This is a genomic window from Chryseobacterium sp. BLS98, assembly GCF_001045445.1.
Classification (GTDB): domain Bacteria; phylum Bacteroidota; class Bacteroidia; order Flavobacteriales; family Weeksellaceae; genus Chryseobacterium.
On record NZ_LFNF01000002.1, the window covers coordinates 321107 to 343737 of the forward strand.

Here is a 22631-nt window from a genome sequence, read left to right on the forward strand (position 1 = left end):
TTAGATATTTAAATCTGTTAAAACCGCGCTCCGAAATATTTCGGAGCGCGGTTGTTTTATTATTTTCATATTTTCACCAAAATTATTTCGCTGTTAAGTGAAAATATTTTACTTTTAATTATCAAACAAATTATTATCTATGAAAAATTTAAAAAAATTAACAAAATCAGATTTAAAGAAAATTAACGGTGGAAATGCACCTGAATGTCCTTCGGGAACTACCGCCTGTTATCATCCGCGTAAAAATGGCTTTCCAAGCTATTGGACCTGTGAACCGGACGGAACGATGTGTCAGGATTAAGATCAGATAAAACCCGCTTTCAGAGATTCTGAAAACGGGTTTCTTAAATAATAGATAGGTGAAAATTTAATATTTTAAGTGAATAGTCAATGGTCAAATTTTGCTTCGCAAGTGAATTATAATCATTATTCCCAGAAATTAAAAATTGACAGCAAAGCAAATTCACAATTGACTATCCGCCATATCCTAATACAGTTTTCCCATGCTTTCCGCTGAGAAATCCAGCAGCTCTCCGGTATTGCCTGTTTTTATTTTTTGAGCCCATTGAGGATCCTGCAAAAGGGCACGTCCTACAGCAACAAGGTCAAACTCTTCATTGTCCAGTCTTTTGATCAATTCGTTCAGATCCGTTTTTTCAGTTCCCTGTCCCGCAAAAGCACCCATAACATCTCCTTTCAAACCTACAGAACCAACAGTGATTGTCGGCTGACCTGTGATTTTTTTTGCCCAACCTGCAAAGTTTAAATCTGAACCTTCAAATTCCGGTTCCCAGAAACGACGCTGCGAGCAATGGAAAATATCTACTCCGGCATCTTTTAAAGGTAACAGCCATTCTTCCATTTCTGCCGGATTAGCAGCCAACCTGCTGCTATAGTCCTGCTGCTTCCATTGTGAAAGACGGAGAATAATGGTGAAATCCTCTCCAACTGCTGCTCTTATCGCTTTAATTACATCGATCGCGAAACGGCTTCTTTCTTTGATTGTTTTTCCGCCATACTCATCGGTTCTTGTATTGGTAACCTCCCAAAAGAACTGGTCAATAAGGTATCCGTGTGCTCCGTGAACTTCAACAACATCAAAACCTAAATCTTTGGCCGATTTTGCAGATGCGGCAAACTGTGCAATGGTATCCTGAATATCTTCCAAAGTCATTGTTGAAGCCTTCTCCATTGGCGCCAGCGGATAATCTTCGGACATTCTTGTATCTCCCACATGCCAGATCTGAGGTCCCATTTTACCTCCGTTCTGATGAACTGCATTGATGACATTTTTCCAGCCTGCCAATGCTTCATTACCATAGAAATCAGGAATATTCTGCATATTTTTTGAAGCCGTTCTGTTGATTACAGTTCCTTCGGAAAGGATTAATCCCACTTCTGCAGCGGCTCTTCTGGCATAATATTCTGCAATATTCTGGGTAGGAACTCCATTATCGGACTGGGCTCTGGTCATAGGAGCCATTACAATTCTATTTTTAAGTTCAAGACTTTTATACGTAAATGGTTTAAATAATGATTCTGTACTCATTTTTAAATTGGTATTTTATAATTGTTACACAAAGTAACTAATAATAGTTCGTTTTTGTATCTTTTATCCGAAAAATAGTGGTAACTTCGCAGTAACTTACATTAGTAACATAAAAGTAACGGATATGAAAAAGAATGAAATGATGCAGTACAGCTGCCCTTTAGGCAAAGCAATGTCTGCGTTGGGAAGCAAATGGAAACCTATCATTGTTCTTGTAATAAAGGACCGTAAGCTCCGTTTTGGAGAGCTTGCCGTGAGGATTCACGTGATCTCCAGAAAGGTTTTGACCGATCAGTTAAGAGAAATGGAAAGTGACGGGCTTGTTATCCGTGAGGAGTTTAAAGAGCTGCCTCCAAGAGTGGAATATTCTCTTACGGAAAAAGGACTGGCCCTTTTACCTATATTATATCTTCTGGAAGAATGGGAGGCAACGTATCAGAGTAAGGAATTTCAAGGCGATAAGAATTGTAATTTCCTGAATAAAAAAGCTCATAAAATAGTTAAAGTTTGATGTTTTTATCTTTTATGATCAGCATATTAGCAAAGGGAGTGATTTTTTGATTGGAAACTATTTTTAAATCCGCTTCCGAAATCGCTTTCTTCCATTGGCTTTGGCTTAAAAAATGAAATGCACCAATATTGAAGAAAATAAAATTGGTCGCATCTCTGAACTGTTCAGAGACAATGATTACTCCATCATTCTTTAAAATTCTTTTTGCTTCTTTAAAAAATAAAACTCTTTGGTGATGATCTAAAATTTCATGCAGCGCTGTTAAAGCAAGAATTACATCTTGGGACCGATCTTCAAAAGGCAATTTATCCGGAGAAATCTTTATTTCTTTAGAATTGGGAGGAAATATTTCCTTTGATGTTCCTATGCCTTTTTCATGCTCATGTCTGTTTCCATAAATGTCGCAAACTGTTAAATTCAAGTCTGGATATTTTTCCTCTAATCGCTTTGATAAAGGATCAAAACTGGCATGAACCAAAATTGCATTTTCTATTTTCTCAAAGTCAACAATCTCTTTTAAATTATTTAGCTCATACAAATCTGATTTGTCATAAAGCAGGTAAGAAGCAATGAGAGAACCAATTATATTTAAAATAATAATAACACTTAAAATCCTTAATAGTAAAATAACTGGATTGAAATTTATCCAAAACGACGAAGTATAAAGAAGAACCGAAATGACAATTCCCAATAGAATTTTTTGATAATTAAAAAGAATGACAAGTTGGGTGATTTTCATCTTCTATTTTATGAAATTTGATTCTATCAAAATTACATATTCCTTAATAAAAAAACCGCTTCCCAAAAAGAAAGCGGTTTTTATTTATCTGAAATCCCAATTAAAATATCGCTGGATATTTCTGAGGGTTTGTTTCATTAAACATCGCATAAATTTTCTCAACCATATCGTCTGAAGATGGCTTGCTGAAATAATCTCCGTCACTTGCATAAGCAGGTCGGTGATCGTTCGCAGCAATCGTCAACGGATCTGAGTCCAGGTATCTGAATGCTTTTTGCTTTTCTACAATCTGCTGAAGGATAAACGCTGAAGTTCCGCCTTCCACATCTTCGTCGATCACAACTAATCGGTTGGTCTTCTTCACGCTTTCAGCAATTTCGCTGGTTAAATCGAAAGGAATTAAAGACTGAACATCGATAACTTCTGCAGAGATTCCTAATTTTTCCAATTGCTCTGCTGCATCCATTACAATTCTCCATGTAGAACCGTAGGTTACCAACGTAACATCTTTTCCTTCTTTGGTTACTTCAATTTTTCCTACAGGAACTGTAAATTCACCTAGGTTATCAGGCTGTTTTTCCTTTAATCTGTATCCATTAAGACACTCAACAATGACAGCAGGATCATCACTCTGAAGCATTGTATTGTAGAATCCGGCAGCTTTTGTTAAGTTTCTCGGAACCAACACCAGGATACCTTTTGAAAGGTTCAGAATTCCCGCCATCGGAGAACCAGAATGCCATACGCCCTCCAGCCTGTGACCTCTTGTTCTGATAATTACCGGAGCTTTCTGGCCTCCTTTCGTTCTGTACTGAACTGTTGCCAGGTCGTCGCTCATACCCTGTAAACAGTAAAGGATATAATCCAGATACTGAATTTCAGCAATAGGTCTCAGGCCTCTCATGGCCATCCCGATTCCCTGACCAAGAATGGTAGCTTCACGGATTCCGGTATCTGCAACACGCACATCACCATATTTTTCCTGCATCCCTTCTAATCCCTGGTTAACGTCACCGATATTTCCGGCATCTTCACCAAATACTAAAGTCTGAGGATATTTTTCGAAAATTTTGTCGAAATTATTTCTTACCACTACTCTTCCGTCCACTTCTTCAGAGCTGTCTGAAAAAACAGGCTTGATTTCCTTCACATTTTCAGCCTTCCACTGAGATTGTGAATACAGGTGGGAAGAATAGTTGTCTTTTTCTTTTTCAAAGATTTCATTATACTTCTGCATCAGCTGAGTTCTTTCTGCAGAATTTGTTCCTCTTGTCGCTAATAGTACTTTTCTTGTCAGATGGAAAACATCTTTTTTAGCTTTGGAAACAAGTTTATTGAACTGAGCGATATAGCTCTCGATTTCAGTATCCTGTCCTTTAAGATTTTCAACTAAAGGAAGAACCGACTGAATCAGATCAGTAATGGTCTTCTGGTAGTTTTCCCAGGCATTTTTCTGGCCTGCTTTTACTATTTTTTTTGCTTCTTCATCAATCGCATTTAATTCTTCTGCTGAAGCTATAATTTCTTCTTTTCCTTCAATTTCGATTGAATAGTTCAGGATCCATTCTTTAAATTTCACCAAACCGTCGAAATCCGCCTCCCAGGAAAGACGCTCTTCATTTTTATATCTCTCATGAGACCCTGAAGTAGAATGTCCCTGAGGCTGGGTAACTTCAATAACATGAACCACAACCGGAATACTTTCCGTTCTTGCAAAATGCTCTGCTCTTGCATAAGCATCCAGTAATGAAGGATAATCCCAGGCTTTTACCTGAATGATCTCGCAACCTTGATTTTCACCTTCTTTTCTCTGAAAACCGCTCAACATTTCAGCAATATCAGCTTTTGCTCTCTGATTTCTGGTCGGAACTGAAATTCCGTAGCCATCATCCCAGATAGAAACGATCATTGGAACCTGAAGTGCGCATGCTGCGTTCAACGTTTCCCAGAAGTGTCCTTCTGCTGTAGAAGCATCTCCGATGGTACCGAAAGCAACTTCATTTCCTTCTTTTGAAAACTTTTCAGATCCTTCAAATTTTACACTTTTATAAACTTTGGAAGCCTGAGCCAATCCTAAAAGCCTTGGCATCTGTCCTGCTGTAGGAGAAATATCGGAAGAGATGTTTTTCTGTGCCGTAAGGTCTTTCCAGCTTCCGTCTTCATTTAAACTTCTTGTTGCGAAGTGTCCGTTCATCTGTCTACCTGCTGATGCCGGCTCTCTTTCTACACTTGTATCTGCATACAGTTGTGCGAAAAAGCTTTCAACCGTTAAAGCATCTACCGCTAATGCAAAAGTCTGATCCCTGTAATATCCAGAACGGAAATCTCCATTTCTGAAAACTTTCGCCATTGCCAGCTGAGGAAGTTCCTTACCATCCCCAAAAATTCCGAATTTAGCTTTTCCTGTCAGTACTTCTCTCCTTCCAAGGTAAGACATTTCGCGCGATATCCTTCCTAACCTGTAGTCTTCAAGTATCTGATTTTTAAAATCCTGGAAAGAAATTTGCTGTGTTTCAATATAGGTTGTCTGCATAGCTAGATATAAAAGTTTTTATTCTTCAAGTATGGCGCTAATATACAATTTTTAAACTAATTTTAATTTTCAATAATCTTTTTTAAAAATTTGATAATAAAAAAAATGTGTTTTATATTGTGAAAAATTGTCAATGATGGAAAAAAAGTCACCTCATATCCTGAATGCATCCAGCAATCTTTTGGGTTTTTCCCTGATTATCATCACTTCATTAAAAATCACAAAAATCAGTATGCATACGCATCTGGACGAATTTGCCAGCGTATCGTGCATGCTTTTTGCCTGCAGTTGCTTTTTCTCATTTCTGGCCATCCGGACTAAAAGCGAAAGACGGGAACATAAATATGAGACCATTGCGGATTATCTATTTTTAATCGCTTTATTTTGTATTGTTTTGGCAGTTATTATTGTGACCGTGAAAATAATTGACTAAATCTATTACTCTAATCATCTCATTTGTCAACATACTATTTTTTCCTGTAAATAAATCACCTCTTTGTTCTTGGTTTGGTTAAAATAATGTGGTATTTGAACATATAAATTATTTCAAATAAAAGGGATCTTTTTTTACATTATTAATAATATTTTCTTTTAAAAGCATCAAAAATTATCATATTGTTAATCATAATTTCTATAATGGTATGAAAATTGTTAAATGGATTTGAATATTCAGTAATTTTACTACACAAAAGAGAAAAAATTAAAAGATGAAAAAAATTATTTCGTTATGTGGCGTTTTTTTAACGTCAAGCATTATCTATGCCCAAATAGGTATAAACACCAACAATCCACAAGCCAGTTTTCATATTGATGCTGCAAAAGACAATCCGCTGTCAGGTGCTCCTTCGGTTACACAGCAGGCTAATGATTTTGTTGTGACAAGTGCTGCCAATGTTGGTATTGGGACAACAAGCCCAACGGATAAACTGGATGTGGCTTCAGGAAATGCAAGAATCCGTAACATCAATTCGAATGTGGGAACAGGAGGCACCGACAGAGTTGTGGTGGCTGATGCAAACGGCGTATTAAAAACAATAGACTTTACTGCTTATTCACTATTCCACGCCCGGTTGGCAGCTGACCAGAGTATTTCCGGTGCGGCCACTATCACTACTCTTATGTTTGCAGCACCAATTGCAACTTCACCGTTTTACAGCTATAATGCAAGCACAGGAGTTTTAACTTTCAACCAGGCAGGAAATTATCTGGTGACATTACAGGCAAGTTTTGCAGGTATTGCTGCAGATGCACAGTTACTTTTAGGAATTAGACCGGTTCCTGATGCTACTTATTTAGGAAGGGGCAGTCATTATTCTGCGACTGCAACGCCTACACTTACCTCTACGACAAGAATTGGTGAGCTGATGAATTATACAACACTGCTTATTATACCTACAGCAGGTTATCAGGTTCGTTTCACTGCAGCACCTAACCAATCCTGTACGGTTTTATCGACAGAAATGGGACCTACAGGAAACGGAAACGTTACAAATGTTACAGTACAGAAAATTTAACATTAAAAATAAAACGGGATGCAGCAATACACCCCGTTTTTTATTTTGTTAATTCCGATCCTTAGAATTTTCTTTCAATTACATAATCAAGCATACTGTGCAATGATTTCCTGGCTTCAGAATCCGGAAATTCCTCCAGAATGTCTTTGGCTTTCTGCTGAAAGTCTTTCATCACTTTTATAGCATAATCCATACCTCCGGAACTTTTTACAAATTCTATCAGTTCCTTTACGCGTTTCTGATCATTGTTATAGCGCTTTATAGTATTGAAGTAGTACTTTCTGTCTTTTTCACTGGCATTTTTCAGTGTATAAATCAAAGGAAGGGTCATCTTCTGTTCTTTAATATCTATACCAACTGGTTTTCCGATTACATTTGAGCTTAAGTAATCAAAAAGGTCATCCTTAATCTGAAAAGCCATTCCGGTATATGTACCGAAATTCATCATTTTTTTAGCAAGAGTTTCATCCGCATTATTGGATAAAACCCCAATTTCACAACAGGCAGCAATAAGAGTAGCTGTTTTCTGACGGATAATTTCATAGTAAACGTCTTCTGTAATATCCAGTTTTCTGGCCTTTTCCAGCTGAAGAAGCTCGCCTTCGGACATTTCGCGGATTGTTCTGGAAATCACACCTAAAAGATCGTAATCTTTATGATCTGTAGAAAGGAGTACTGATTTTGATAAAAGATAATCTCCTACCAAAACAGCAATTTTATTCTTCCACAAGGCATTAATGGAAAAGAAATTACGACGTTTGAAACTTTCATCCACTACATCATCATGTACCAGGGTTGCTGTGTGAATAAGCTCGATCATAGAAGCGCCACGGTACGTTTTTTCATTAACCTCACCGATCAGCTTTGCGCACAGGAAAACGAACATAGGACGCATCTGCTTTCCTTTAGTAGTCACAATAAAACGGGTTACTTTATCTAATAAAGGCACTTTGCTCTGCATCGATTCATAAAACTTCTGCTCGAAAAGTTTCATTTCCTCATTGATCGGTCGTTTAATTTCTTCTACGATGTTTGCCAAAATCTGTGAATGAAAGGTAAATACTTATTAATTATCACAAAGATAATTTTTTTCACGCAATTTCAGGATAAAATTAATCTTTGAATTGCTCTCTGGGAATAAAATACAATGCCGGCTGTGCCCTTCCCAATCTCGATTTAAATTTTTCCCCTGAAATATAGATTCCTGCATCACTAACGGCAATTCCTTCAATCTGCCCTATTGCCAGAGCGCTTCCCAGATAATAATGCCTGGGTTTTTCTTTAAAGAAAATTCCGGGTTCCGTTTCTGTGAATATATTAAGAAATACCTCCGTTTTTTTGGTGTATCCTATCAGATAAAGTTTCCGGTCAAAATAAGAAGCATCAGTCACAACAAAATTGGTCTTAAAAGATTCTGTTTTCTCAGCCCTCTGTTTTTCCGGTATATTGGGATCAATAATATAATGGGATGTGAATTTTGATTTCCATTCTTTGGTAAAAAGGTGAAGCTTTCCGTTGAGATAGATCATCGCTTCGGCATCAAAATCATTGTTGGTATATTGGGGAATAAATTCTGTCTGCTCCGGATAATAGAATGTTATTTTTGTAATGGAATCATTTTTGGGCTCATCCTGAAAAGACAGCTTATAAATTTCCAAATCTCTTCTTGTTCCGCCATTATTTCCGAAATCGCCGATATAGAAATTCTTACCGTCATTGGTAAGGGCTTCCCAATCTTTATTTTTAGCATTAATTGTGAATGTATTTTTGATATTTCCGGAAATTTCATCCAGTTCAAAAATTTCAGGAGCATTACCGCTGTCATTGAAGGTATAAAGTTTTCCATTCAGAAGACTTAGTCCTGAATTTTCCCTGATCTTGTCATCTAAATAGGCAACTCTGAATTTTCTTATTTTAAAAAAATCGGTCTGTTGGGAAAATGAGTATTGAAAAATGATAAAAGCGGAAAAAAGGAGGAGTTTTTTCATAGAGTAAAGATAAGGGTTTGCGGATGATTGGAAAAGTTGAGAAGTTTTTTGCTTAGAACCACCCCTTCAAAAATTCTTTGAATTTTTACCACCCCTCCAAGGGAGGGGAATTTGGCCCGACAGATTGTAGGTATTCTAAAAACCGTTGATTCGCAATATGACACTCTATGCGGATTTCATTTTCTGTTTTCCAGCCCGTTTCTTTAGATAATCTTTCTGATACTGCCTTACCGTTTTTCCGGTACCGTCATGTCTCCAGCCAGGAGAATTGAAGATATAATTAATCCTGTCTGAAAACTTCAGTCCCGGTTGCTTAATATCTTTCCAGATCTTTCTCCATTCGTAAAGAAGAACAGTATCCGGTTTATTGTCCGGCATTTTAGGATAGATTCCATATTTGACAGGCACATTGGGATCTTCTTTCTCAAAAGTACCGAAGATCTTATCCCAAATGATGAGACACATTCCCATATTTCTGTCCAGATATTTGATATTACAGGCATGATGTACCCTGTGATGGGAAGGTGTTACCAGGATATATTCCAGGATTCCCATTGTTTTCACAGTCTGTGTATGTACCCAGGTTCCATATACCTGTCCTATCGCATACACAACCATGATATGCCATGGATTAAAGCCTAAAAAAGCCAGAGGGGAAAAATAGAGGTATCTGTAAAGCGGCTGCAGCACCGGACTCCTGAATCCGGTCGTCAGATTGAAGTACTCCGAATTATGATGGGTAATATGAACTGCCCAGAACGCTCTGGAATGGTGATCTACATAATGCAGCACATAATACGCAAAGTCCGTGATCACAAAGCAGATAAGCCAATACCAAATTGTAAAATCCCATATGAAAAGCCTGTGGTTGTAGAAAAAGAACATCACTCCCATCGCGAAGGCCTTCATAATGAGATCCAGGCCAAAGTTCATCAGGGCCAGATAAACGCTTGTCGCAACATCTTTTCCGTTATATAGTTTGGCTTCAGAAACATGACTATAAATCATCTCTGCCAAAATAACGGCAGCATGAAACGGAATAGCCCATGCGTATACATTCTCAAGACCATCCTCGCTCATAAAGAAGTCCATAATAACTTTGCTTTATGTAAAGTTAAGCTTTTAGGAAATTTTTAAGAAAAATTTTAAGGTTTTTAAGGAAATTTTAATCTGCTGTTTTATTGGCAAGCTGTCCGCATGCAGCATCGATATCGCCACCACGGCTTTTTCTGATCATAACAGTAATTCCGGCATTTTCCAGCTGACTTACATAATTTTCTTCCGCCTGCTTATTACACTGGTCATATTTTCCATCTCCGATAGGGTTATACTGGATAAGATTCACCTTGGAAGGAACCTGCTTACAATATTTGATCAGCGCTTTAATGTCCTCATCACCATCATTAATTCCCTTCCATACACAGTACTCAAAAGTGATCACAGAACCTGTTTTCTGATACCAGTACTGAAGAGCTTCCATAATATCTGTCAGTGGAAACTTATCCGAGAAAGGCATAATTTCATTACGCTTGGATTCGATAGCAGAGTGAAGTGAAAGGGCCAACTTTACGCGAAGGTCATCGTCTGCCAGCATTTTGATCATCTTCGGGATTCCGGATGTAGAAACGGTAATTCTTCTTGGTGACATTCCCAAACCTTCCGGCTGGGTAATTTTCCTGATGGCTTCCACTACATTCTTGTAATTCATCATAGGCTCTCCCATTCCCATAAAGACAATATTGGAAAGCGGTCTGTTGAAGTACATTTTGCTCTGGCTGTCGATCAGGGCGACCTGGTCTACGATCTCAGCGACTTCCAGGTTTCTCATTCTCTTAAGTCTTGCCGTTGCACAGAATTCGCAGTTCAGGGAACATCCTACCTGTGAGGAAACACAGGCTGTAGTTCTTGTTTCTGTTGGAATAAGAACAGATTCTACCAATAATCCGTCATGGAGCTTCACTCCGTTTTTGATGGTTCCATCCGTGCTTCTCTGAAGCTGGTCAACAGAAACAGGATTAATGGTATACTCTTCGGAAATTTTTTCACGGAGAGATTTCGAAAGATTGGTCATTTCATCAATCGAATGGAGATTTTTACTCCACAGCCAGTCATAAACCTGCTTCGCACGAAACGGTTTTTCCCCTAAAGTTACAAAGTAATCTTTAAGCTGGTCCAGTGATAAAACTCGGATATCTTTCATTAGTAAGGTTGCAGATGACAGGTTTCAGGTCGCAGATAACTACTACCTGCAACCTTTTACCTGATATCTTTTTTATAAAATTAACATTGCATCACCGTAAGAATAGAATTTATACTTTTCTTTTACGGCTTCTTCATAAGCGTGCATGATGAACTCTTTTCCGGCAAACGCAGCAATCATCATCAATAATGTTGATTTGGGCGTATGGAAGTTAGTGATCATTGAGTTGGCAACTCCAAAATCGTGAGGCGGATAGATGAATTTATTTGTCCATCCATTGAAAGCAGAGATTTTTTTGTTTGAAGAAACAGAAGTTTCCAATGCTCTCATAGTAGTGGTCCCTACTGCACAAACTCTTCTGTGAGCCTCTACCGCTTTATTGATGATTTCAGCATTTTTCTCGTCAATGATGATTTCTTCAGACTCCATTTTGTGCTTGGAAAGATCTTCTACCTCAATCGGGTTGAAAGTTCCCAAACCAACGTGAAGGGTTACTTCAGCAAAATCGATTCCTTTGATCTCTAGTTTTTTCATCAAATGCTTAGAGAAGTGAAGACCGGCAGTAGGCGCAGCAACGGCTCCTTCTACTTTTGCATAAATAGTCTGGTATCTTTCTGCATCTTCCGGCTCTACTGCTCTTTTGATGTATTTTGGAAGCGGAGTTTCTCCCAGTTCTTTCAGTTTTGTTCTGAATTCGTCATAAGAACCATCGAATAAGAATCTTAGTGTTCTTCCTCTTGAAGTTGTGTTATCGATAACTTCAGCAACCAAAGATTCATCTTCAGTAAAGAATAGTTTGTTACCGATTCTGATTTTTCTTGCAGGATCTACAAGAACGTCCCATACTCTGGTTTCCTTATCAAGCTCTCTTAAAAGAAAAACTTCAATTTTAGCACCTGTTTTCTCTTTATTTCCATAAAGACGTGCAGGGAAAACTTTAGTATTATTGAAGATAAATAGATCTTTCTCGTCGAAATAATCCACAACATCCTTAAACAGCTTATGTTCAATGGTTTCTGTTTTTCTGTTAAGAACCATTAATCTGGCTTCGTCTCTGTGTTCGGATGGGTGTTCTGCCAATAATTCCGCAGGAAGATCAAAATTAAAATCTGATGTTTTCATTTTTTTTAAATTACGGTTTAAAAATTATTCAAATTACAAGTGTAATTTTCGGAGTGCAAATATACAACATTGAATACCCCTTTGTCAAGTATTATTTAAAATCAATTTAAAACCGTGATTCTACGGTGATCTGTGATGGGAAAAAAGATTATTTTTGAAGACATTAAAAAATTTACACTATGAGCAAATATTCATTGGAAGCCTTTGTTAACGAAACTAAAGAAAATCCACAGCAGAAGGACTATTTTGAGCTTGAAACGCCGCACATGCTGGAAATTAACCTTAATAACCAGGCGGTATGGACCAAAAGAGGAAGCATGGTAGCTTATGTAGGAGGGATTAATTTTGAAAGACAGGGAATGCTGGCAGGAGGAATCGGCAATCTTTTAAAGAAAGCAATCAGCGGTGAAGGAGCAAAACTGATGAAAGCAGAAGGAACCGGTAAACTTTATGTGGCAGATTCCGGTAAAAAAGTGCGCATCCTGTATCTGAATAATGAATCGGTATGTGTCAACGGAAATGATGTGCTGGCCCATGAGCAGAGTGTAAAAAGTGATATTACCATGCTAAAAAGTATTGCGGGTATGATGGCCGGAGGTCTTTTCCAGGTAAAGCTTTCCGGAACGGGACACATTGCCATAACTACCCACGGTGAACCGCTAACCCTGATGGTAACCCCGGACAGTCCTGTTTTTACAGATCCCAATGCTACAGTAGCATGGTCTGGAAATCTTAGTCCTGATCTGAAAACGAATGTTTCCTTCAAAAGCCTGATCGGAAGAGGAAGCGGAGAAGAGTTTCAGATGAAGTTTTCAGGAAACGGATGGGTACTTATCCAGCCTTATGAAGAAGTATATTTCACGGAAAAATAGATTGATCAGAAGCCTGAAGCTATCTATTAAGCGAGAAGTCTCCTGAAATTTGATAGATTGATCTTAAATAATAAAACTGTAACATTATATTTCTATTAAGATTTAACAATCTATTATTTTACACTTACGCGCTATATTTGATAAATAATTGTAAAACAGCTGTCTTCCTATCGGGATAGCTGTTTTTATTTTGCTATACAATGCATCCCTAATTTCAAAACCTATTATTATCCTCTATCCTTCACCCCTAAACTCTAAAACTCTCCGACTCTGAAGCCGCGTATCCCGTATCCATACCCGCCACCTCGCAACTTTTTAATATATTTAGGAAAAAATTTTAATGGACATCACCTCTTCACGCAGAAACTTTATTAAAACCGCTGCCCTGGCCAGCTTTGGAGCATTGGTTTTACCCAATTCTTTATTTGCCTATTCAAATGATTTTAAATCAGATAAAAAAGTCCGCGTCGGCTTTATCGGTGTAGGACTCCGTGGGCAGGAACATGTAAAACTGCTGGCAAAGCGTAATGACGTAGAGATTGTAGCGTTTGCGGATCCTGATAAAAGAATGCTTGCTGCATCTCAGAAAATATTGAAGGATAATAATAAATCTGCCGCCCAGGAATTTTCAAACGGAGAATACGATTACAGAAATCTTTTGAAACTGAAAACCATAGATGCTGTAGTCATAGCCACTCCGTGGGAATGGCACCTTCCGCAAGGTACTGAGGCAATGAGAGCGAAAAAAATTGTCGGCATGGAAGTTTCCGGAGCCATAAAGCTGCAGGACTGCTGGGAATTTGTAAAGGTATATGAGGAAACAAAAGTTCCTATTTTTATGATGGAGAACGTATGCTACCGCAGGGATATCATGGCTATTATGAATATGGTCCGTAAGGGTATGTTTGGTGAACTGGTTCATGGAAGGGGCGGTTACCAGCATGACTTAAGGGGTGTTCTTTTCAATGACGGGGTTACTCCTTATAACTCAGGTGCCGAATTTGGCGAAAAAGGATTCAGTGAAGCTCATTGGAGAACGGAACACTATGTAAAACGCAACGGTGAGCTTTATCCTACTCATGGATTAGGTCCTGTGGCTGTTATGATGGATATCAACCGTGGAAACCGTTTAACCAGACTTTCATCATTCTCTTCGAAGTCTGTTGGACTGCACAAATATATTACAGAGCATCCTAAAGGAGGCGAAAATCATCCTAATACAAAAGTTAAATTCAACCAGGGAGATATTGTTACTACACAGATTGCCTGTGCGAATGGTGAGACTATTCTTTTAACCCATGACACAAGCTTGCAGCGACCTTATGATCTTGGATTCAGGGTACAGGGAACGGAAGGCTTGTGGCAGGATTTCGGCTGGGGAGATTTCAACCAGGGCCATATTTATTTTGAAAAAACAATGAATCACAGCCACCGCTGGGAAAATACGGAAAAATGGATGAAAGAATTCGACCATCCTATCTGGAAAAAATTTGAAAGTACAGCTGCGGGTGCCGGACACGGAGGGATGGATTTCTTTGTGATGAATACTTTTATTGAATGTATCAAACGAAATATAGAATTCCCGATGGATGTGTATGATCTTGCTTTATGGTATTCTATTACTCCACTCAGCGAAGAATCTATTGCTAAAGGTGGTCAGGCTGTAGACATTCCGGATTTTACCAATGGAAAATGGAAGACCCGTAAACCCGTATTTGGAATGACTGATGAATTCTAAAAAGACATTACTCATATTAGCCGGAGGTTTGGGAAGCCGCTATAAAGGGCTGAAACAGATAGACGGAATCCTGGATAACGGTTCGCCCATCCTTGAATATTCCATCTATGATGCCTTGAGAGCAGGCTTCAGCAAAGTTGTTATTATTGCCAACAGACGTATCCCGGAAAGTTATATTGAAAGATTAAATGCAATATCTCAAAAAGAAGAGTTTGAACTCCATTGGGTCTATCAGGAAAAAGAGGCCTTTCTACCCCTGGGTTATGATTCATCAGAAAGGGAAAAGCCTTGGGGAACAGGTCATGCCGTTCTTTGTGCAAGAAATGTTATACAGGAACCTTTTGTGATGATCAATGCAGATGATTTTTATGGGAAAGAGGTTTATCAGCTAGCATCTGAAGAAATTGATCTTCACATTTCAGAATCAAAGTTTGGAATGGCTGCTTATCCGGTAGAATCTACTTTAAGCGGAAATGGAAATGTTGCAAGAGGAATATGTACCTTAGATGCAGACAATTATCTGATAAAAGTAGAGGAGCAAACTTCTATCCGCAGAAAAGGAGACTCAATTGTTTATACCGGGAAAGGGAATGATATTGAAATAGCTTCAGATACATTGGTATCGATGAATTTTTTCATTTTCCATCCTTCTGTTTTTATCAGTCTGGAAAGTTATTTTTATGATTTTATCCATTCAGGTCCGGAGCTATCGGAGGAGTTTTATGTTCCTTCTGCCATACAGAGAATGATTGATGAAGAAAAAGCAAAGGTGTTGGTGAAAGCCTCACCTTCCCAGTGGATGGGAGTTACTTATGCGGATGATAAAATCAGTATTAAAGATTTTCTGGCATCAGAAATCACAAAAAACAGATACCCTGAAGATCTATGGAATTAAAACAAATCGTGACCGGATTCACCGGAACTGAAAACTGTACGATCTCTCCTATCACCAATGGACTGATCAATACCACCTATCTGGTAGAAGATCATGATTCCGGGGAAAAATTTATTCTGCAGAAAATCAACAGACAGGTTTTTCATTTTCCCGAAATTGTCACCCATAATCACCTGATGATCAACACCATGCTAGAAAGTGGAAATTATCCTTTGCAGCTGGTCAATCTGAAGAAAACTTTATCCGGCAACCTGATAATGCAGGATGACGAGGGAGAGTCGTGGAGAATGCTCGGCTTCATTGAAGGGACGAAGACTTTTTTTAAAATTCCCGATTTAAAAACGGCTTATGAATCAGCAAAGGCTGTCGGAAGCTTTTTAAATACCGTCAATCCCGAAGATCTGCCTGATATCCAGATTCCGATTCCTGATTTTATTAATTTTGAGAAAAGAATTTCAGATTATCAAATTTCTTTACAGAATGCCCATGAAGATCTGCTGAGAAATGCCGAATCAGAAATAGAGTCAATGAATGAGCTGCTTTTTCTTCCTCAAAAATGGATTGAAATGGAAAAAGAAGGCCTTCTGCCTAAAAGAATCATTCACGGAGATCCTAATGTGAGAAATATACTTTTTGATAACCATTCAAGTCCCTTGGCTGTTATTGACCTCGACACGGTAACGGTTTCTACCATTCTGTATGATTTCGGCGACATGGCGAGATCTTACACCAATACACTGGATGAAGATGATGGAAATGCAGCTAATAATTTTAATTCCCACATTTACAGAACTGTAAAAGACGGATTTTTACTGTATTTAAAAGAGAAACTGACTTTTGAAGAGCTCGATAACCTGGACTATGCTGCACAGGTCGTCATTTATATTCAAGCTGTTCGTTTTCTGACGGATTACCTGAATGGAAGCACTTATTACTCTACAAAATATGCTGAACACAATCTGGACAGGACCAGAAATCAGCTGGAGTTGCTGAAAGGGTTGAGAAAATATTTGAAAGATGATTTATAAATAATCTGCGCGAACAAAATTTATTTCAAGAACTCTAAAATTTTCTTCCATTCTTCCAATTTTACATCAAAGGAAACCGTATGAAGCGGGCTTGTGGAAGGCAGCTGAAATACAGGTAATCTGTAGTTTTTTCCTAAAAGCTTCTGCAGGTTTTTGTATGATTTTCCTCCATTACAGAAAATAGCTTTGATATTGGGATGTTCATCTAAAAGCTCAGCAATTTGGTTGGCCTCTTCATTTTTGATTTCAGAATCCAGGCTTCCTTTTCGCTCACAGGAATCGATCACGTCCCAGACTGCTATATGATGTTTTTTTAAAACCTTTTTTCTTTCGGCGTAATCTTCTGTAAATTCTTCATTGAACAGATGAAAAATAATGGTCCAGAATTTATTTTGCGGATGGGCGTAATACTGCTGCTTTTCCAAGGATTTGACTCCGGGAATTGAGCCCAGAATTAAAATTTCAGACTGATCATCAATGATTGGAGGAAACGAGGAAATTCTGTTTTGCATAATTCAAATATATAAAATTGGGCTAAAGCCTTCCTTGCTATTGAAAACAAAAAGCGGGCTAAAGCCCGCTCCTATTAGTATTTTAAGTAATAATTATCAGAAAAACAATTCATTTAACTATTCACTTTTCTTTATTCACTATAAAGTTTCCTTCAGCCAGTCGAAGAATTCTCTCTGCCATACCAGTCCGTTTTGCGGATGAAGTACCCAGTGGTTTTCGTTCGGGAAATAAACCAGTTTAGATTTCAATCCTCTTAATTTAGCTGCCTGGAATGCTTCCTGTCCCTGCTCGTAAGGTACACGGAAATCGATACCTCCCTGAACAATCATGATAGGCTTGTTCCATTTTTCAACAAAATTACTAGGGTTAAAGTCTGTGTAAGCTTTAGGAAGTGGCTTTTCCCATGGCGAGCCAAGATCCCAATTGGCGAACCAAAGTTCTTCTGTGGTAAGATACCATGATTTCATATCGAACAATCCATCATGGGCAATAAATGTTTTGAACCTGTTTTCATGGATTCCGGCTAACATAAATACGCTGTATCCTCCGTAGCTTGCCCCTACTGCTGCTACTCTTTCACCGTCTACATATGGTAATGTTTTTGCGTAATCTGTTGCTGCAAGATAATCTCTCATCGGCTGGCCGCCCCAGTCTTTGGAAATGTCTTCGTTCCATTTTGTTCCCCATCCCGGCATTCCTCTTCTGTTTGGAGCAACGATGATATATCCGTTGGCTGCCATCAGCGCAAAGTTCCATCTTATACTGAAATATTGGGTCAGTGCAGATTGAGGACCTCCCTGACAGTATACCAGTGTAGGGTATTTTTTATTAGGATCAAAGTTCGGCGGATAGTGGAACCATACGCCCATCTCTTTACCATCCGTTGTTTTTACCATTTTCAGTTCGGATTTACCCTGCGCCAGCTTGGCATAAGTATCTTTGTTGGCTTCGGTTACCTGCTTCATTTCACCGTTTTTCAGGTTCACAGAGAATAATTCCGTTGCATGGTTGATGTCCGTTCTTCCTACTAAAAGTGAAGATTTATTGTCGGTAAAAATTTCGTTGACATCAAAATCGCCTTTTGTGATCTGCTGTACTTTCGATGTCTTAGGATCTAAAGAGAAAAGCTGTTTTGTTCCTCTGAATGCTGCTGTAAAATAGATCGATCTGGAATCTCCGCTCCAGAATACATCTCCGGAAACGCTTTCGTCCCATCCGGCTGTAAGATTTGTTGTTTTTCCAGACTTCCAGTCCATGATTTTTATATCATTTTTGTCTGCTTCATATCCGTCTCTGGCCATACTCTGCCAGATCAGAGATTTTCCGTCGGGGCTGAATTTTGGATTAACATCATATCCTTTATTGGATTCTGTAAGATTTTTAGTTGTTCCTGAAGCCATGTCGTAAGCAAAAATATCCGTATTAGTGCTCGTAGAATATTCTTTTCCGCTTTTAGGTTTGGTAACGTATAAAAGCTGAGAAGAATCCGGGCTCCAGATAAAGTCTTCCGCACCACCGAAAGGTCTTTGCGGGGAATCCCATGTTTTACCATCCAGGAGATCTTTTGCAGATTCTGCTTTGTCTGTAGTATTGACTACAAATACGTGGTTGTATTTTCCTTCATTGAAGTAATCCCAGTGTCTGTGGTTCAGGTCCGTATATACCTGGGCTGTGGTTTTAGGAGTATCGCTGTATTTGTCTTTCCCCATTAATTTTTCTACAAGGACCTGTTTGCTGAACGCTATTTTTTTCCCGTCAGGAGAGATGACGATATTATCGACTTCCCCGATGGTATAAAATTCAGACCATGTTTTGCCATTATCTTTTGAAAGAAAGATTTTATCTCCTTCCTGAGCATAAATCCCATTCTTATCCCACTGGATAAGGGCTTTTTTTCCGAAATCTATTTTGGAAGACTGGTTATTGAGTACATTCAGGAAATAGTTCTCATTTTTTGTTTTCTCTGTTTTCAGATCTACCTGTCCCACTTTATAGATCAATGAAGACTGATCCGGTGAAACTGCCTGTACCCCCACTTTTTTCAAAGTCCAAAGGATTTCAGGCGTCATTAACTGTTGTGCATTCATTAAAAGCGGAGCTGCCAGAGCCAGCAGACTGTACTTAAGTTTCATATGTTGATATTCTTTTTTAACGGAAATGGAATCTTGTGGATTTCATACATCCCTTTTTAGTTTAATTCAAAGATTGCCAAAGTTAATATTTAAAATAAAAACGAGCGAAAGAATTAACATTTAAGTTTTGAATTATTCTGAACACACCATATTTTCGAAAATGATAAATATCAACAGTTTATTATTTTACACAATCAGTATTGGAGTCTCTTTTTTAAAAACAATAAAAAAGCCTGCCGTAAAACAGCAGACTTATGTATGAATTTTATTTTCGATCCATTAATCTCCATCAGAGAACATGGAACTGGCCAGCGAAGTCACAAAGGACAGCAGTACACTAAAGATCAGTGCCCACCAGAAGCCGTTGACAACCATGCTGTCTATAAAATAATCTGCAATCAGAATAATCAATGCATTGATTACCAAAGCAAATAAACCTAAAGTAATGATGGTTAATGGCAATCCTAAAAGCCCCAGAATAGGTTTCACAAAAATATTTAATACCCCCAGAACGATGGCAAAAATAATCGCCGAAGAAAATCCTTCGAAATGTACACCCGGAAGCACCTTCGTCAAAAGGTAAGCAACAATTGCTGTAATCAGCAGCCTGATAATTAAGTTCATATTATATTTTTTAATGTTATGGTTTTAACTTTGCAAATCTTATTCCAATCAGGTTTGAAAATTTCTGTAAACTCCTTTATTCAGGGATATTTTTAGTTCCTACAGTTCTATTTATTTGATCCTCATCATGGTTACCAGTGAAGTGGCCACATGACTTTCAGAACCTGTATTTTCATCCAGCACATAGATCTCAGTTCTTACCACAATAATTTTCGCACCTCCTTTTATGACGTAAGACCGCGATATGAGGGCATCTCCAAGGGCAGGACGAAGGTAATTGACCTTCAGTTCCACCGTCACTACATAACAGTCGTCTTTATAGTGGCTTACCGAAGCATAACCGGAAGAAACATCTACCAAAGAAGCAATCATAGCACCGTTGAACATTCCGGCTTTACGGGTCATCATTTCCATTTTAGGAATTTTGATGGAGACAAAATCTGTGTCTACTTCCAAGAGTTCGGCGTTGTAAAATTTCAGTGTTTCGGAGCGGTCAAAGCTGTCTGTGATGAGTTTTCTTTTTTCTGGGGTCATTTTAATAAACTTACTGACAAATGTAATGACAATAGTAAGAAAATCATAATCATCCTTGGGTTATTTTGAATTTTGAAAATAATCGGAATTATTTCAGAAAATAAATCCTGCAGCCTTTCAACTGCAGGATTATCAATATAAAAAAGTCCTAATCATGAAAAAAATTCATTTATTTTTTGATAAATTTCTGAGACTGAGAAGTTCCATCCGTTAATTTTAATACAATAAAATAATTCCCACGCAGTAATCCGGAAATATCTATCTTATCTCCTACTTTATCTGTTGATAAAACTGTTTTCCCCGTAACATCACAGATACTTATCTGAGTAACTTTATTATTGTTTCTCAAATACAGATAATCAGTAGCCGGATTAGGATAAATATTGATATTATTTTTAGTTAAAGCAGTGTTTACAGTTCCCAGATTAGTCTGCGTTAAAGATAAATTATCAAAAAGCATAATGCCGAAAGAACCACTGGAAGCAGGAGTATATACATTAAATCCAAGATAATAAACTCCTGTTACAGCTGGAGTAAAAGTAACTGAAGCCGGTGTAGATGTTCCCACATTAATATCAGGGTAATCCTGGATCAAGTTGGTCATTGAGGAATTTACCGGTGATGATCCATAGCTAATTTTAAAGCTTTCAGGCGAATTGTAATTACTGTAATCAAATGTAAGCGTATAAGTATTTCCTGCCACCAAATTTATACCTCCAGTGTAGAACCATGTATTGGCATTATTCTGATCTGATGTTATAGTATATAATGCATTTGAAGAAAAACCAGCCACCCCTGTAGCATCCGCAACACTCCATATTCCTGCACTTGTTCCCGTCAAATCTTCTGAGGAAGTACAATTAGGAAGAAGACCCTGTGCCGTTGAATCGAAATTTTCTGTATACGGAGTGTTTATTGTACCGCATAAAGTTGTAAAGTTGACAGAAGCAGGGCTCCAATCACTGGTACTGCTGCCGCAATTTGTTCTTACCCATACATAATACGAAGTAGCTGGAGCTAAATTCTGAAGGGTTGTTGAGTTAGTTGGTATTCCTGTAACAGTAGTCGGAGTTGTGTTCGTTGGAGCAGTATTGGATAAACTTCTGTAAATTTCATACGAAGCACTTCCCGGAATCGAATTCCATGAAATATCTGCAGAATTCACAGTTATATTCGATGTATTCAAAATATCCGGAGCAATACAGTTGTTGGCTGCAACATACGAAAAGCCAAACACACATAAAATACCTGTTGCAGATGAAGTTTTTGCTACAGAAATACTCGATATATTTTTCGTTTGATTGACAGAATTTATAGAAAGTGAAATTTCATATAATCTGGGATTATCCGTACTATTTTCAATATTATCTGTAACTCTACTCACTCTTCCAATTCCCCATATTGCATAAGAAGAGCCATAATACCAGTCATTTATTTCCTGATTTGTAAAAGTCTGACTACTACCATCAGAAAAATTAACCACTATGTCTGCATTAGAACTTCCGCTTCCTGTAGTAGCAAGCATATAGATTTTTGAAGCTTTCGGACTTGTATTAAAAGCCAGAGTCCCGGAATCATTATAATTTACCAATCTTAAAGAGTTATTGGATGTATAAGGAGCCAGCTGAAAAGACAATCCCGAAGTATTTGCCGAGTTAATCAATCCATTACCGGGCAGTCCTGATGTCGGGGAAACACCGGAACCATTAACAAAATCTGTGGACATGAATACATAACCGTTAGCCGGATCATCTACACTTTGCGTGGTGGAAGTTGAAGCGGCACCAGTCCCGTTGGCAATAAGATCAGCATCGAAACCATTAACAACATTTAATGACTGATAAGTTTGTGCATTGATTTTACCTCCCATTAAAATCAGTATAACACCTGCAATTACTACTGCTTTATTTTTTTTCGCTTTCATGTGATAGTTTTTATTTTATTCGAACAGTTAGTAACAAAACAATTAAAATGTTACATAGTAAATGTTAATATTATTTAAAAAAATAAAAACTTTTCAATAAAAATAAATTCCGCTATTAAATGAACAATTACGAAAATCTACCACTTTAGTTCCGTTTATTATAAAAATTAGCTTTATGCAGATGAGAATAATCTCTGCGGAAAGGTAAAGATCAG

21 protein-coding genes are annotated in these 22631 nt (G+C 38.0%); 8 read left to right on the top strand and 13 right to left on the bottom strand.

Annotated elements, in window-relative coordinates:
* Positions 1 to 139 precede the first annotated feature (139 nt).
* The gene (locus tag ACM40_RS20525; RefSeq protein WP_165579285.1) at positions 140 to 301 is read left to right on the top strand and encodes a bacteriocin-like protein; all 162 of its coding nucleotides are present in this window, start codon (positions 140 to 142) and stop codon (positions 299 to 301) included.
* 186 nt (positions 302 to 487) lie between these two features.
* Here ACM40_RS20525 and ACM40_RS06395 read toward each other — a convergent pair whose 3' ends face one another.
* A complete protein-coding gene (locus ACM40_RS06395) occupies positions 488 to 1549 on the bottom strand; it encodes an NADH:flavin oxidoreductase (protein WP_048502006.1) in 1062 nt (353 codons plus the stop codon).
* Positions 1550 to 1673: 124 nt separating this feature from the next.
* On the opposite strand from ACM40_RS06395, the gene ACM40_RS06400 reads away from it, so the two are divergent.
* Complete coding sequence (locus ACM40_RS06400) at positions 1674 to 2060, top strand: winged helix-turn-helix transcriptional regulator (protein ID WP_048502007.1); 387 nt, start codon at positions 1674 to 1676, stop codon at positions 2058 to 2060.
* On the opposite strand, the gene ACM40_RS06405 is transcribed toward ACM40_RS06400, so the two are convergent.
* Positions 2050 to 2799 (bottom strand): class I SAM-dependent methyltransferase, encoded by a 750-nt coding sequence (locus ACM40_RS06405; RefSeq protein ID WP_048502008.1) that lies wholly within the window; start codon positions 2797 to 2799, stop codon positions 2050 to 2052. The genes ACM40_RS06400 and ACM40_RS06405 overlap by 11 nt on opposite strands.
* A 100-nt stretch (positions 2800 to 2899) precedes the next feature.
* Positions 2900 to 5332, bottom strand: a complete 2433-nt coding sequence (locus ACM40_RS06410; protein WP_048502009.1) for a transketolase C-terminal domain-containing protein — start codon at positions 5330 to 5332, stop codon at positions 2900 to 2902.
* Between the two features lie 133 nt (positions 5333 to 5465).
* Between ACM40_RS06410 and ACM40_RS06415 the strand changes: the two genes are divergently transcribed.
* Both ACM40_RS06415 and ACM40_RS06420 read left to right on the top strand, forming a co-directional pair.
* Positions 5466 to 5765, top strand: a complete 300-nt coding sequence (locus ACM40_RS06415) for a hypothetical protein (protein ID WP_228376151.1) — start codon at positions 5466 to 5468, stop codon at positions 5763 to 5765.
* A 274-nt stretch (positions 5766 to 6039) separates the two neighbouring features.
* Positions 6040 to 6846 (top strand): hypothetical protein, encoded by an 807-nt coding sequence (locus tag ACM40_RS06420; RefSeq protein WP_048502010.1) that lies wholly within the window; start codon positions 6040 to 6042, stop codon positions 6844 to 6846.
* Positions 6847 to 6907: 61 nt separating this feature from the next.
* Here ACM40_RS06420 and ACM40_RS06425 read toward each other — a convergent pair whose 3' ends face one another.
* From ACM40_RS06425 to queA, 5 genes are all read right to left on the bottom strand, one after another.
* A complete protein-coding gene (locus ACM40_RS06425; RefSeq protein ID WP_048502011.1) occupies positions 6908 to 7885 on the bottom strand; it encodes a polyprenyl synthetase family protein in 978 nt (325 codons plus the stop codon).
* Between the two features lie 73 nt (positions 7886 to 7958).
* Positions 7959 to 8834, bottom strand: a complete 876-nt coding sequence (locus ACM40_RS06430) for a hypothetical protein (RefSeq protein WP_048502012.1) — start codon at positions 8832 to 8834, stop codon at positions 7959 to 7961.
* A gap of 165 nt (positions 8835 to 8999) precedes the next feature.
* Positions 9000 to 9926, bottom strand: coding sequence for a sterol desaturase family protein (locus tag ACM40_RS06435; RefSeq protein WP_053077102.1), 927 nt, complete (start codon positions 9924 to 9926; stop codon positions 9000 to 9002).
* Positions 9927 to 9999: 73 nt separating this feature from the next.
* Positions 10000 to 11034 (bottom strand): 23S rRNA (adenine(2503)-C(2))-methyltransferase RlmN, encoded by a 1035-nt coding sequence (gene rlmN, locus ACM40_RS06440; protein ID WP_048502014.1) that lies wholly within the window; start codon positions 11032 to 11034, stop codon positions 10000 to 10002.
* Between the two features lie 72 nt (positions 11035 to 11106).
* Positions 11107 to 12156, bottom strand: a complete 1050-nt coding sequence (gene queA / locus ACM40_RS06445; RefSeq protein WP_048502015.1) for a tRNA preQ1(34) S-adenosylmethionine ribosyltransferase-isomerase QueA — start codon at positions 12154 to 12156, stop codon at positions 11107 to 11109.
* Between the two features lie 179 nt (positions 12157 to 12335).
* Between queA and ACM40_RS06450 the strand changes: the two genes are divergently transcribed.
* The 4 genes from ACM40_RS06450 to ACM40_RS06465 all read left to right on the top strand — a co-directional run bounded on the left by ACM40_RS06450 (position 12336) and on the right by ACM40_RS06465 (position 16689).
* Positions 12336 to 13028, top strand: a complete 693-nt coding sequence (locus ACM40_RS06450; protein ID WP_048502016.1) for an AIM24 family protein — start codon at positions 12336 to 12338, stop codon at positions 13026 to 13028.
* A gap of 340 nt (positions 13029 to 13368) precedes the next feature.
* Positions 13369 to 14766 (top strand): Gfo/Idh/MocA family protein, encoded by a 1398-nt coding sequence (locus tag ACM40_RS06455; protein ID WP_048502017.1) that lies wholly within the window; start codon positions 13369 to 13371, stop codon positions 14764 to 14766.
* A complete protein-coding gene (locus ACM40_RS06460; protein ID WP_048502018.1) occupies positions 14756 to 15661 on the top strand; it encodes a sugar phosphate nucleotidyltransferase in 906 nt (301 codons plus the stop codon). The genes ACM40_RS06455 and ACM40_RS06460 overlap by 11 nt, the downstream gene beginning before the upstream one ends.
* Positions 15652 to 16689, top strand: coding sequence for a phosphotransferase enzyme family protein (locus tag ACM40_RS06465; protein ID WP_048502019.1), 1038 nt, complete (start codon positions 15652 to 15654; stop codon positions 16687 to 16689). The genes ACM40_RS06460 and ACM40_RS06465 overlap by 10 nt, the downstream gene beginning before the upstream one ends.
* A gap of 20 nt (positions 16690 to 16709) precedes the next feature.
* Here ACM40_RS06465 and ACM40_RS06470 read toward each other — a convergent pair whose 3' ends face one another.
* The 5 genes from ACM40_RS06470 to ACM40_RS06490 form a co-directional block, all read right to left on the bottom strand.
* On the bottom strand, positions 16710 to 17201 hold the full coding sequence (locus ACM40_RS06470; protein WP_048502020.1) for a DNA-deoxyinosine glycosylase: 492 nt from the start codon (positions 17199 to 17201) through the stop codon (positions 16710 to 16712).
* A gap of 138 nt (positions 17202 to 17339) precedes the next feature.
* The gene (locus tag ACM40_RS06475; protein ID WP_048502021.1) at positions 17340 to 19334 is read right to left on the bottom strand and encodes a S9 family peptidase; all 1995 of its coding nucleotides are present in this window, start codon (positions 19332 to 19334) and stop codon (positions 17340 to 17342) included.
* A 279-nt stretch (positions 19335 to 19613) separates the two neighbouring features.
* Positions 19614 to 19958 carry a phage holin family protein gene (locus ACM40_RS06480; RefSeq protein WP_048502022.1) on the bottom strand — a complete coding sequence of 115 codons (345 nt, stop codon included), beginning with the start codon at positions 19956 to 19958 and terminating at the stop codon, positions 19614 to 19616.
* A gap of 111 nt (positions 19959 to 20069) precedes the next feature.
* Complete coding sequence (locus tag ACM40_RS06485; RefSeq protein WP_048502023.1) at positions 20070 to 20492, bottom strand: PaaI family thioesterase; 423 nt, start codon at positions 20490 to 20492, stop codon at positions 20070 to 20072.
* Positions 20493 to 20661: 169 nt separating this feature from the next.
* Positions 20662 to 22416: a T9SS type A sorting domain-containing protein gene (locus ACM40_RS06490; RefSeq protein WP_048502024.1), complete on the bottom strand. Its 1755-nt coding sequence runs from the start codon at positions 22414 to 22416 to the stop codon at positions 20662 to 20664.
* Positions 22417 to 22631: the final 215 nt, after the last annotated feature.